A 12,750-nucleotide genomic window follows, 5' to 3' on the forward strand; every position below is an offset into this window, starting at 1 on the left:
GTGGCTGCCAGTTCGGAATCGTCAGCATCGTCATCACGCTCGACTTCTGATCCTGTTTCCGGGCAAGCCGACTTCGTCGTCGTAGCGAACCGACTCCCCGTCGACCTCGAACGCCTTCCGGACGGCACCACGCGCTGGAAGCGCAGCCCCGGTGGCCTCGTCACCGCGCTCGAGCCGATCCTGCGCCGCAACAAGGGTGCATGGGTCGGCTGGGCGGGGGTCGCGGACGCCGAGCTCGATCCCGTCGTCGAGGACGACCTCGAGCTCTACCCCGTTCCGCTGAGCGCCGCGGAGATCGCCGACTACTACGAGGGCTTCTCCAACGCCACCCTCTGGCCGCTCTACCACGACGTCATCGTCAAGCCCGAGTACAACCGCGACTGGTGGAACGCCTACGTCGAGGTCAACCGGCGCTTCGCGGAGGCCACGTCGAAGGCGGCCGCGCACGGCGCCACGGTGTGGATCCAGGACTATCAGCTGCAGCTCGTTCCGAAGATGCTGCGCATGCTCCGCCCCGACCTCACGATCGGGTTCTTCCTGCACATTCCGTTCCCGCCGGTGGAACTGTTCATGCAGATGCCGTGGCGCACCGAGATCATCGAGGGCCTGCTGGGCGCCGACCTGATCGGGTTCCACCTCCCGGGCGGTGCCCAGAACTTCCTGTACCTGGCCCGCAAACTCGCCGGTCAGCAGACGTCCCGCGGCAACGTGGGTGTCCGCTCCAAGCTGGGCGTCGTGCAGGTGGGGTTCCGCACGGTGCGCGTCGGCGCATTTCCGATCTCCATCGATTCGGGGCAGCTGGACGAACAGTCCCGGTCCAAGTCGATCCGGGACCGCGCCAAGAAGATCCGCAAGGAACTGGGCAATCCCAAACACATCATGCTCGGCGTCGACCGCCTCGATTACACGAAGGGCATCGACGTCCGCCTCGCCGCGCTGCACGAACTGCTCGACGAGCACCGCATCGACCCCGCCGACACCGTGATGGTGCAGCTGGCCACGCCGAGCCGCGAGCGGGTCGACAGCTACGTGCAGATGCGCGACGACATCGAACGCAAGGTGTCGCGGATCAACGGCGAGTACAGCGAGGTCGGCCGGCCGGTCGTGCACTACCTGCACCGGCCGATCCCTCGCGAGGAGCTGATCGCCTTCTTCGTCGCCGCCGACGTGATGCTGGTGACTCCGCTGCGCGACGGCATGAACCTCGTCGCCAAGGAATACGTGGCCTGCCGTAGTGATCTCGGCGGCGCGCTGCTGCTCAGCGAGTTCACCGGCGCGGCCGCCGAACTGCGTCAGGCGTTCCTGTGCAATCCGCACGATCTCGACAGCGTCAAGGACGCGATGGAGCAGGCCCTGGGTCAGCCGAAGGAGGACGGCCGACGCCACATGCGGGCCCTGCGCAGGCAGGTCCTCGCACACGACGTCGACCGGTGGGCCAGGTCCTTCCTCGACGCCCTCGCTCACGGCGGCGCCGCCGGCCCCGCGCTGATCGCTCCCGCCGAGGCTTCCGAATCCGACTACAACGAGGACGCGACCGGGGAGAACTGACCTCCCCGGCTCAGCTGACCGGACGTCACCAGGAAGCCGACGAAGTCGCGGATCGTCTCGTCGGCGGGACGCGGAACGTAGCCGAGTTCGGACCGCGCCTTGCTGCCGTCGATGACGGGCGCCGCGAGCAGCGCCGCCATCGCCGACCGCGACAGCACGTCGGAGCCGAACCGGGTCCCGATCGGTTCGGCGATCGGCAGCACGCGTTCGATGACGCTGAGTGGGAACGAGTACAGCGGCCCCCGACGACCCGCCGCACGCGCAGCCCTCCTCACGGCATCGTGCATGCCGAGCATGTGCCCCGAGATCAGGTAGTTCTCACCGGTCCGGCCCTTCTCCCCGGCGGCGATCAGTCCGGCGGCGACGTCGCGGACGTCGACGAAGTCGAACCCGCCCTGCACGGCAGCGGGAACGCGGCCGCGAGCGGCGTTGCGCAGCAACGCGTTCACCCGCGACAGTCCGTAGTCGACGGGCCCGTACACCCCGGTCGGATTGCAGATCACCGCATCGAGCCCGGCCTCGACCACTTCGCGGAGTTCGATCTCGCCCGCCCATTTGGACCTGTCGTACACCGGGATCGACGCGTCGACGGACCGGGGCGAGTTCTCGTCGAGCGTTCCACCGCAACTGGCCTGATCGAAGGAGTGCACGGAACTGCAATGCACCATCCGCCGAACACCCACTGCGAGTGCGGCTTCGGCGACGGTACGGACGCCCTTGGTGTTGACGGTCCAGGCCAGGTCGTCCTTCTGCGCGAGGGTGATCATCGCGACCAGGTGGTAGACCACCTCGGCGCCCTCCAGCGCCCGCTTCATGGATTCGACGTCGAGCACGTCGGCGTTCACCCACGTGACCCCGTACTCGGGTGCGTACCGGGAACGCACGCGGTCGATTGCGGTCACCTCGTGGCCTGCCTCGACCAGTAGATTCAGCAGATTGTTGCCCACGAATCCCGCGGCGCCGGTTACTGCAACCTTCATCGACGACTCCCCGTTCGGTTGTGGCCCCGCGACGCAGCGTCGTGCGTCGGCAATCGGCCAGGAGATCCCGACAGTACTAGAACTTGTTTCACTTTGTGAAGGGGGTGACCGCCTCGACGAACATTCGCACCCGCGAGATCTCGTGAGATCGCTTCGCGAACTCCAGCAGGGCGACCCCCTCCCACGCGGCCGAACGCACGGATGCGGTGACCGCACACCCCGCCACGATCATCTTGCTCCACTGCAGTTCACGGAGGCTTTCCGCGAAGTGAGCGAGCGAGATCGGGGAACCCGACGACAGTTCGAGAACCGCACCGGGAGCAAGCCGCTCCGACATTGCGGCCGTGTCCTGACGGCGGACGGCGACCAGAAATCCGGTGGCGGCGTTCCTGCCCGGACGTCCGACGGTCCGCAGTCCTCGCATGAAACCTGTTACACCGAGCACGCCCTGATTCGACAGCAGTTGCGGCGCCAGCTTCACCGACGCCGCCGCGCCCCGCCACCCCGCCCCGGCCAGCTGGGCGATCATCACGGGCAGTTCCCAGTGCGCGTACAACCCGTCGACGGTCACGACACCCGACTCCACCACGAGGTCGTAGCGCAGGTGCATCGGCACCGTCAGCACCACTCCCGTCGACATCCGGGTCTTGAGGTCGAGGTCGCGGACCACCGTCATCCCGCACACCACATCCCGCTTCGCGTGGAACGTGATCGAGTTGGGGGCGATGAACGTGTCGTAGAACCGTTCGATCGCCGTCGTGCCGACGTGCGGCCGCGAGCCCACCGGGTCGCTGACCCGAGCGCCGTCCGAGAACAGCCCGACCCACGCGGCGCGGTCGTGCACCGCGACCGCGGACGGTGAACGCCCAACGACAGCAAGGAGTTCCGCCACGGTCGGCGTCGGGTCCGGCACCGTTACACCGGGGTCAACTGATCGACGAGCCAGCGGTCGTCGACCTTCTGCAGCGACACCCGCACACGGCTGCCCGACGTTCGGGCGTCGGGAGCGTCGGCGCTCGTCGTCGTCTGGTTGAGGTACAGCAGGACCACCGCCTCGTCGGGTGTGGTCGACACGGGCGCGGCGGCCTGCACCGACACCTGCACGGTGAGTTGCTTCTCCTTGGCGCCCGGCGCGATGGTTTCCTGCACGAGCGTGGTGTAGTCGTCGCGGAACGAGCCGGTGAGTCCGTCTGCGGCAGCCGCCAACTGGTTGTCGACGTCGGCGAAATCGTACGCCAGCATCGCCACCGCCTGCTTGCCCGCGGCGTCGACGGCCTCGGTGCGCGCCTGCTCCGAGAGTTGATCCTGCCGGTGGTCGTACCAGAGGAAACCCACCCCGACGGCGAGCGCGACCACCACGACCGCGGCCGCGATCTTCAGCGCTGTCTGCTTGGTGACGGCGAACTTTCGCTTGTCTTCGTTGTTGTCGCTCATGGGACGAACTCCACCTTCGATGCGGTCAACTTGCCGTCGACGTCGCTGACCGTCACTCGCATCCGGAAATCGCGCGGTGAGGGTTCCGGTTGCTCCTTACTGCTCACCATCGTCCGGGCGGCCACCAGAACATTCGCCGAGATCGAGGTCTCGCTCCCGTTCTCGACTCCTGCCTCGACGACCTGGCCCTCGGTGGTCACATTCGCGTCCTGCACGACACCGACGAACGGATCCTCCCGGCCCTGGAACTCTTCGAGGAACTGACCCGAGGCGCCGGCGATGATCCGGTCGACGTCTTCCTTCGCCGTCGCGGGATGGATGGTCGTCAGGTTGAGCACCGTCTGCCGGGCGGTGTCGACGAACGCCTGACGGCGATCGTCCCGTTCGCGCGCGGACCGTAGGTCGAGCAGAAGCACCACCGCCGCGACGACCAGTGCGACGACGACCACCGCGGTAACGCCCCACGCGAGCAACGACTTCAGCGGTCGACCCTGCTTCGGTGCGTCGGGCGCCGGAGGTTCCGGGGACGCGACCTTCGCCGCCTCGGGCGCGGCGTGCGCGCCCACCGGCTTGGCGAGGACCACCGGCTTCGGTGCCTCGGTCTCCCCCACCGGCGGGCCGGCGTGCCGGACGGCCCTGCGCCTGCTCCGGTCCTTCGCCGCGGACGTCTGCTCGGTGGCCTGCTCCGTGGAGTCGGTCGCCTGCTCCGTGGAGTCGGTGGCGCGTTCGCCTGTGCTGGAACTCAAATCTGCTGACCTGTCATCATCGTCTGCCACGTCGAGTCCTTTCCCTGCACCGCCAGATCCGGTTGGGTGTACGTCTTTCCATCCGAACCAATGAAGCTACCGGTGGCCGGGTCGTAGGGCACGGCCGCGACCGGTGCACCCGCGGCGCCTTCGTAGGAACTCGGAACGGCTGTGTACGAGGGTACATCCGGCGGCATGATCGGCCCGTACGGCGGGTTGTTGCCCGACGCCTCCCAGCCCTCGCGGCACGCCTCGACCGTCGGTGCGCGGCGTCCCGGGAATTCCATGCACGGCAGGTTCCGCGCGCCGCGCACCACGGACGGGTCGTCCGGAGCGGCCTTGCAGTACAGGTCGTTCGGTGTCGCGATCGGGTCGGTCTGATCTCCCGACCGGCGTTGCTCCGGGGGCAGGAAGCCCGTCGTGCAGGCCGGCGGGTCGTGCAGTTGCAGGGCGAAGTCGACGATCGCGCCGTCCTCCACCGGCCCGCCCGTCGCCGCCGTCACGAGTGCCGCGGTCAGGGGCGGGTAGATGACCAGAACCTGCTCGATGCTCTTGTTGTAGATCACCCCGACCTGGCCGACGCTCACCAGATTCCGCAGCAGAATCGGCAGGGTCGGCTGCAGGTCCTGGAACAGCTGGGTGGCCTCCTGCGCCGTTCCCGGGCCCTTCTCCAGCACCGACCGCAGGCTCGGGTCGCTCGCCCGCAACTGGTCGGTGAACGTCACCAGGTCCCGGGTCCACGACCGGATGGCGTCGCTGCTGACCGTCTGCGTGTCGAGCAGGGGGCCGACCTGGTCGATCAGGGCCTTCGTCGCGTCGCTGTTCGCGTCGGCCTCCTCGACGAACAACCGGGCCGAGTCGATGAGCCGCTGCAGGTCGGGACCGGATCCGTTGAACGCCGTGAACGCCTCGTCGATCACCGTCTGCAGCCTGGTGTCCGAGATGCTCGCGAGCAGTTCCTCGGCCTGGTCGAGCATCTCGCCGACATCCTGCGGAATGGTGGCCCGATCCAACGGGATCACGTCGCCGTTCGCGAGGTACGGGCCGTCGGCCTCGGCGGCGCCGTCCCGGGGAATCAGGTCGACGTACTGCTCGCCGACCGCCGACACGCTCTTGACCGCCGCGTCGACGTCCGCCGGAATCTTGTAGTCGCTGTCGAGCGACATCTTCGCTTCCACACCGTCACCGGTGAGCGTCACGTACTCGACGACACCGATGTTGGTGCCGCGATAGGCGACATTGGCGTGCGAGTAGAGCCCACCGGTGGACGGCAGTCGGACACTCACCTCGTAGCGCCCCACGCCGAACAGCACCGGCACCTTCACGTACTGGATCGACATCACCACGAGCCCGATGACGGTGAGAATCGAGAAGATGATCAGCTGAATGCGAACGAATCTCGTCATTCTCATGGTGTCGGTGCCCCTCCCAGTTGCGGCGGAAGGCCCGGAATCTGAGGCAGTCCGGGTATCTGCGGAAGCCCGGGAATCACCGGCGGTGCGGGTGCCGGCTTCGGAGCCGGCTGCAGGGGTGCCTGCAGCGGATCGCCCGACTGCCCGGCCACCCCGGCGAGCGATCCCACGGCGCCCTCGACGCCGCCGAGCGATCCGCCGAGACCGGTTCCGGTCAGGAAGTTGCTGTCCACGCGTTCGTTGGTCATGTCGATCGTCATCATGAGGTTCGCGTAGTCACCCTGAATCGCCTTGTCCATCGTCTTCATCGGGAAGGGGTACGTGAGCATCAGGGTCAGCACCTCGGTCAGCGCGCTCCCCGAGTTGGCGAGTTCACGCAGCACCGGTGTCAGGTTCGCCAGGTTCGCTTTCAGTTCCTCGCCGCTGCTCTCCACGAGACGGGAAGCGGTGTCGCTGAGCTTGCCCACCTCGACCAGCGCGGTGGTGAGGTTCTGCCGTTGGGTGACGAGCACTTCCAGCGCGGGCGGGATGCCGTCCAGCGCCGCGTCCAGGGTGGCCTTCTGCGCGTTGACGGTGCCCGCCAACCGGTCGAGTCCCTCCATCGCCCCGATGATGTCTCCGCGCTGCTGATCCAGGCTCGTGACGAGCTGGTCGAGTTGCGGGAGAAGATCCCGGATCGAGTCCTCCCGGCCACCCAGTGCGGCGTTGAGCTCGAGAGTGATGTCGTGGATCTGGGCGATGCCGCCACCGTTGAGTACCACCGACAGTGACGACAACGTCTGCTCGGTGGTCGGGTAGGCGCCCGCCCGCTCGATGGGGATCACGTCGCCGTCCTCGAGCCTGCCCTCGGGCTCGGTGTCGGTCGGCGGAGCCAGTTCGAGGTGCTGCGAGCCGAGGAGGCTGGTCTGGCCGATCTTGGCGGTCGCGTTCGCGGGCAGTTGGACGTCGCCGTTGATCGAGACGGTGACCAGTGCATGCCAGTCCTGCACGTCGATGCCCGTCACCGAACCCACCGTCACGTCGTTCACGCGGACCGGCGAATTCTGCGACAGCGTCGTGACATTGGGCATCTGGATCTCGACCGTGTAGGCGTCGTCGCCCTGGCCCTCGGTGCCCGGCAGGGGAAGAGAATTCAGCCCTTCCCACTCGCACCCGGTCAGGGTGAGGGACAACGTGATCGCGACGGCCGCGACGGCACCGCGACGCACCCGTGTGTGCTTCGTCATCGCCCACCTCCCGGCTGCAGCAGATCGTTCAGGTCCTTGGGCACGGCGACGGTCGGCATCCCGGCGAGGGTCCCGGTCATCGGCGGCGCGGACCGCGGAGGTACGGAGGCCTCGAGGCTCGGCGGGGTGTACTCGATCTGGTCGGGGAATGCGTTCACACCCGTCGTCGGGTTGGTGAGGATGGGCAGGTAGTTCGCCGTCAGCGAGTTCAGGACCGGCGACAGGTACTGGGTGCACAGGTCCGCGCTCCGGTTCGCCTCGTTGGCCTGCAGGCTCTGGATGGCACCGCACATGAAGTTCACGGGGTTCCCGAAGTTCGCCATCGCGACCGCACCGACCAGTGATCCCTGCGCCGGCTTGTAGATGTTGCTGAAGTTGGCCAACGCCGTGGGCGCGACGTGGAGCACCTGCTCGATCTGCGGCCTCTTGTCGGCGAGCACCTGGGTGGCGTCGGCCAGTCGGCCGACCTGTTCGCTGAGGCTCGCCCGGTTCTCCACGACGAACCGGTTGACGTCGCCGAGCGCGAGGTCGAGATCGTTCAGGGCGGTGCCGAGTTCGTCGGAGTTGGTGGCGAGCATGTTCGACACCGACGCGAGCCGTCCCTCGAACTGGACGATCTGCTCGTTGCTCGACGACAGAGCCGCCACGAACGTCTGCAGGTTGCGGATGGTGGAGAACAGGTCGGTGCGGCCGTCGGACAGGGTCCGCATGGTCTCCGACAGTTCCCGCAGCGTGTTCCGCAACGACTCTCCGTTGCCGTCGAGATTGTCGGCGGCGGTGTCGATGAACGTGCCGAGCGAGCCCTGCGGGTCGGCGCCCTGCGGTCCGAGCGCCTCCGACAGCTTGTTCAGCTCCGTCTTGATCTCGTCCCATTCCACCGGGACGGCGGTGCGCTCCACGGGGATGCTCGCGCCGTCGCCCATGGTCGGCCCACCCGCGTACACGGGTGTCAGCTGGACGAACCGTCCCGACACCAGGCTGGGTGCGACGATGACGGCCTTCGCGTCGGCCGGGATCTCGACGCTCTTCTGCACGTTCATCGTGACCCGTGCGAAGTCGGCGCCGGGCTCGATCGAGTCGATCGTCCCCACCTTCACACCGAGGACACGGACGTCGTCGCCCGAGTACAGGCCGGTGGTCGCCGGGAAGTACGCGGTGATCGTGTTCTGGAAGAGTTTGGGCACGAACATCACTGCGGCGCCGACGATCAGCACCACCACGACCGCGGCGACGCCGCCGCGGATCAGCCACTTCTTCCGCGTGTTGGTGATTTCCGGGTTCGTCGTCATCGCGGCGGTTCCCTCAGCTCGATGGACGGACCTGTCTGCAGGTAGGCCTGGAGGTCGTTGGGGAGATGCTCCGGCCACGTCACCGCGTCGCTGAGCCCCTGGAACAGGTTGCCGATGCCGATGTTGTAGACGTACGCCATGAAGAACGGACCGCTACCGACCGACTCGCCGAGCTGAGTCGCGTACGGGGCGAGGCCGTCGAGTGCCTGCGAGATGTTGTCCTTGTTCCGCTGCAGGACGTCGACCACCGAGTTCAGCTTGTCGAGCGTCGGTTTCATCTGCTCCTCGTTGTCCTGGACCAGTCCCGTGAGCTGCCGGGACACCGCGGAGATGTTCACGATCAGCTGGCTGATCGCCGTGCGGCGACGGTCGAGCTCGCCGAACAGCTGGTTCCCGTCGACGATCAGCGAGTTGATCTGCCCGCTGCGCTCGGCGAGGATTCCGGTCACGTTCTCGGCACGCGAGAGCAGCTGTCTCAGCGTCTCGTCCCGCGAATTGATGCTCTCCGACAACCGGGTCAGGCCGTCGAGAGCGGTGCGCAGCTCGGGCGGTGTGTTCTCGAGAGCGCCGGACATCGCGTTCAACGCGTTGTTGACCTCGTCGGTGTCGAGCTCGGACACGGTGTTCGACAGATCGCCGAGCGCGTCGTTGAGGGAGTACGGAGAGTTGGTGCGCTCCAATGGAATCGTCGACCCCACCGACATCGTGTCGTACCCGAGCGGGGTGACGGCCAGCGACTTCCGTCCGAGAACCGTGTTCGTCTTGATGTTCGCCTCGGTGGCGTCGCCGAGGACGATGCCGTCCTGGATCGTGAACGTGACGAGCACGTGCTGATCGTCCAGTTCGACCTCGGCGACCTTCCCGACGTCGACACCGGCGAGCGTCACCGCGTCGCCGGTCATCAGCCCACCCGCGTCCTCGAAGTAGGCGGAGTACTGCGTTCCGCCCGAAAGGAATTGCAGCTGATCGTATTGCAGGGTCGCGATCACGATCATGCTCGCGATGGCGACACCGATGATTCCCACCTGTACGGGATTACGTTCGCGCTTCATGGCTACGGTGCACACCTCCCTGCCGTCTGACCGCCCGGCATGTTGAGGAGCAGATCCGATCCGTCCGGGCCGGAGAACTTGAACTTGACCGTGCAGACGTACATCTGGAAGAAGCTGCCGTAGGTGCCGATGCGGATGAGCCTCCGGTAGGCGTCGGGCAGATTCTGGAACACCCAGTCGAGGTCGTCCTCCCCCGCCTGGAGCTGGGTTGCAGTGCGGTTGGCCTCGGCGATCGTGCTCTGCAACGGTGGCCGCGCACCTTCGAGCAGATTCGCGAGATCCCCCGTTGCCCCCGCGATGCGGGGAATGGCGTCGCCGATCTGATCGCGGTCCTGGGAGAGCCCGCTGACCAGCTGCTGCAACTGGTCGAGCGTCGACCGGAACTGGTCGCCGCGGTCGTTGATGGTGCCGAGCACCTGGTTGAGGTTCGTGATCACCTCACCGATCAACTGGTCCCGGTCGGCCAGGGTGTTCGTGAACGAACTCGTGCTGCCGAGGAGAGAGACGAGGGTTCCGCCCTGCCCCTGGAACACCTGGACCAGCGCCTGGGACAGGTCGTTGACCTGTTGCGGGTCCAACGCCCGCAGGAGTGGCTTGAACCCACCCAGCAGAAGGTCGAGATCGAGTGCGGGAGAGGTGTTCTCGACGGGAATGGATCCACCGTCCGGCAGCGGTTCCACCGAACCGGCGCCTTCGAGAAGTTCCATGTACCGGTCGCCGACGAGATTTTCGTACCGCACCGTGGCCTTGGTCCCGTCGAACAGCGAGTACTTGGTGTCGACGGTGAAGTCGACGTCGGCGAGGTTGTCGTCGTCGATGCTCACCTTCTCGACGGCGCCGACGGGAACGCCGGCGATGCGCACCTTGTCGCCGGGCTTGAGCCCGGACACGTCCGTGAAGGTGGCGTGGTAGCCGTCGGAGCTGCTGAACCGGTACTGGCTGAACACCAGGGCGAGTCCGGCGAAGATCACCGACATCACCGTCGCGAAGATCAGCAGTTTGACCGTGGTCGCTCGCACTGTCACTGCCCACCCTGCCCGGGGTACACACCCGCGAACAGCAGCTGGAACACCTTGGGCAGGTGCACCTGGACTTCCGTCGACGGCACGAACGGCACCGTTCCGGTGTCGGCCACGACGAAGTTCGCATGCTTGCTGAGATCAGGGTTGGGAAGACCGTGGCAGTTCGGCCCACCTGTCGCGTTCACTTTCGGCAGGTCCTTCGGATAGGTGTACGGCTCCTGCCCGTACATGAAGCTGGCGCTCAGCGCGATGCCCGGCTGATTGCCGCCGATGAGCTGTTCGGCGAGGGGAATCACGTTGTTCAGGCCGACGATGAAGCAGGAGATCTCGGGCGAGTACTCGGCCAACAGGTCCGTCGTCGGGAGCAGCAGGTCGAGAGAGGAGTTCAGGTTCTGCTCGTTCTCGGTGAGTACGGTGTTCGCCGTGTCGGCCAGCCCGGTGACGTTGAGCAGCACGGCATCCAGGTTGTCCTGTTCGTCGACGACGGTGCCGCTGGTGGCCGTCGCGTTGTCGAGCACTCGCAGCAGATCCGGTGCCGTGTCGGCGTACACGTCGGTGACCTGCGCGGCTTTCGCGAAATCTTCCTGCAGCTGAGGCAGACTCGGATTCATCTTCGCCAGGTAGCTGTCGCTCTGCTCGAGCAGGGCGCCGAGTTCCTCGCCGCGCCCGCGCAGCGCCGACGAGATCGCCCCGAGCGTGGCGTTGAGCTTCTCCGGCTGCACCTGCGCCAGCACGTCCGACAAGTGCTGGAAGACCGTGTTGAACTCGACGGTGACGTTGTCGGACGCGATGACGTCACCTGCCTGAAGAGGGGTGGACGACGGGTTCTCCGGCATCACGAAGTTGACGTACTTCGCGCCGAACACGGTGGTGGACTTGATCTCCACGGTGGCGTTGGAGGGGATCAGCGACATCATGTCGGGGTACATCGCCAGTTTCAGCTCGGCGCCGTCCGTCACGTGTTCGATGGAGCCGACGCGGCCGACCTCGACGCCGAGGAGCTTGACCTTGGCGTCGGGTTCCATCACCAGCCCGGAGCGATCCGACGTGACAGTGACGGGCGTGGTCTCGCTGAAGGTTCCGTTGAACATGGCCAGTGACACACCGATGATCGCGAGAAGACTCACGACGAGAACGAGTGCCGCGAGCTTCTTCTTCCCACTCGAATCAGACATCTACCGGCACTCCTATCCCGAAAGGTTGAAGTTGCCGGACCCGCCGTAGATGGCGAGCGAGATGAGCAGGGTGACGGTGACGACGGCGATCAGCGAGGAGCGCACCGCGTTGCCGACGGCCACACCGACACCGACCGGACCGCCCGAGGCGTTGAATCCGTAGTAGGTGTGGATGAGCATGATCGCGATCGCCATGACGATGGCCTGGGCGAACGACCACAGAATGTCCGTGGGTATCAGGAACGTCGAGAAGTAGTGGTCGTACACGCCGGACGACTGGTCGTACAGCACCACCGTCGCGAACCGGCTGGCCATGAACGACGCGATCACCGCCAGGGCGTACAGCGGAATGATGGCGATCATGCCCGCCATCACGCGTGTGCTGACCAGGTACGGGATCGACGGGATCGCCATCGTCTCGAGCGCGTCGATCTCCTCGGAGACGCGCATGGCGCCGAGCTGGGCGGTGGAGCCGGCGCCGATGGTGGCCGCCAGACCGATGCCCGCGATGACCGGCGCCGCGATCCGCACGTTGATGAAGGCCGCGAAGAAGCCCGTGAGGGCCTCGACGCCGATGTTGCCGAGCGAGCTGTACCCCTGCACCGCGATGGTGCCGCCGGTGAACAGGGTCAGGAAGCCGACGATGACGACGGTTCCGCCGATCACCGCGAGGGCACCCGTGCCCATGCTGATCTCGGCGATGAGCCGCAGCGTCTCCTTCGGGTAGTGCATCAGGGCGCGGGGCGCCCATCCGATGGCACGCGCGAAGAACAGCGCCTGCTCACCGAGCCGGTCGATCGAGCGGGACGCCGACGCGAACCGTTTCCGAGTTCGGGGAAAGCGCCCGGCCGCCGCTAGTGCCATCT

General features: G+C 66.6%; 12 protein-coding genes. 1 reads left to right on the top strand and 11 read right to left on the bottom strand.

All coding sequences use genetic code 11. The features are described 5' to 3' along the window. A complete protein-coding gene (locus WKC72_RS37055) occupies positions 1 to 1,548 on the top strand; it encodes a trehalose-6-phosphate synthase (protein WP_037241561.1) in 1,548 nt (515 codons plus the stop codon). On the opposite strand, the gene WKC72_RS37060 is transcribed toward WKC72_RS37055, so the two are convergent. The 11 genes from WKC72_RS37060 to WKC72_RS37110 all read right to left on the bottom strand — a co-directional run bounded on the left by WKC72_RS37060 (position 1,518) and on the right by WKC72_RS37110 (position 12,748). Beyond that, complete coding sequence (locus tag WKC72_RS37060; protein WP_370181255.1) at positions 1,518 to 2,528, bottom strand: NAD-dependent epimerase/dehydratase family protein; 1,011 nt, start codon at positions 2,526 to 2,528, stop codon at positions 1,518 to 1,520. The genes WKC72_RS37055 and WKC72_RS37060 overlap by 31 nt on opposite strands. Before the next feature lie 88 nt (positions 2,529 to 2,616). Further along, positions 2,617 to 3,441: a ketosteroid isomerase family protein gene (locus WKC72_RS37065; RefSeq protein WP_370181257.1), complete on the bottom strand. Its 825-nt coding sequence runs from the start codon at positions 3,439 to 3,441 to the stop codon at positions 2,617 to 2,619. Between the two features lie 2 nt (positions 3,442 to 3,443). Continuing rightward, entirely contained in the window at positions 3,444 to 3,962 is a 519-nt protein-coding gene (locus WKC72_RS37070) for a h domain protein (RefSeq protein ID WP_112301323.1), read from the bottom strand. Then, a complete protein-coding gene (locus WKC72_RS37075; RefSeq protein ID WP_370181258.1) occupies positions 3,959 to 4,708 on the bottom strand; it encodes a hypothetical protein in 750 nt (249 codons plus the stop codon). The genes WKC72_RS37070 and WKC72_RS37075 overlap by 4 nt, the downstream gene beginning before the upstream one ends. Continuing rightward, positions 4,705 to 6,120 (bottom strand): MCE family protein, encoded by a 1,416-nt coding sequence (locus tag WKC72_RS37080; RefSeq protein ID WP_370181259.1) that lies wholly within the window; start codon positions 6,118 to 6,120, stop codon positions 4,705 to 4,707. Before WKC72_RS37080 ends, WKC72_RS37075 begins: the two co-directional genes overlap by 4 nt. Continuing rightward, a complete protein-coding gene (locus WKC72_RS37085; RefSeq protein ID WP_370181260.1) occupies positions 6,117 to 7,346 on the bottom strand; it encodes an MCE family protein in 1,230 nt (409 codons plus the stop codon). The genes WKC72_RS37080 and WKC72_RS37085 overlap by 4 nt, the downstream gene beginning before the upstream one ends. After that, on the bottom strand, positions 7,343 to 8,635 hold the full coding sequence (locus WKC72_RS37090) for an MCE family protein (protein WP_037241581.1): 1,293 nt from the start codon (positions 8,633 to 8,635) through the stop codon (positions 7,343 to 7,345). The genes WKC72_RS37085 and WKC72_RS37090 overlap by 4 nt, the downstream gene beginning before the upstream one ends. Next, complete coding sequence (locus WKC72_RS37095; protein ID WP_037241584.1) at positions 8,632 to 9,687, bottom strand: MCE family protein; 1,056 nt, start codon at positions 9,685 to 9,687, stop codon at positions 8,632 to 8,634. Before WKC72_RS37095 ends, WKC72_RS37090 begins: the two co-directional genes overlap by 4 nt. A 2-nt stretch (positions 9,688 to 9,689) precedes the next feature. Beyond that, positions 9,690 to 10,712, bottom strand: a complete 1,023-nt coding sequence (locus WKC72_RS37100) for an MCE family protein (protein WP_016883999.1) — start codon at positions 10,710 to 10,712, stop codon at positions 9,690 to 9,692. Continuing rightward, a complete protein-coding gene (locus WKC72_RS37105) occupies positions 10,709 to 11,884 on the bottom strand; it encodes an MCE family protein (protein ID WP_037241586.1) in 1,176 nt (391 codons plus the stop codon). The genes WKC72_RS37100 and WKC72_RS37105 overlap by 4 nt, the downstream gene beginning before the upstream one ends. A gap of 12 nt (positions 11,885 to 11,896) precedes the next feature. Further along, positions 11,897 to 12,748: an ABC transporter permease gene (locus WKC72_RS37110; RefSeq protein WP_005244538.1), complete on the bottom strand. Its 852-nt coding sequence runs from the start codon at positions 12,746 to 12,748 to the stop codon at positions 11,897 to 11,899. Positions 12,749 to 12,750 lie beyond the last annotated feature (2 nt).

It is taken from the genome of Rhodococcus wratislaviensis, from assembly GCF_041228765.1.
In the GTDB taxonomy this organism is placed as follows: Bacteria; Actinomycetota; Actinomycetes; order Mycobacteriales; family Mycobacteriaceae; genus Rhodococcus_F; species Rhodococcus_F wratislaviensis.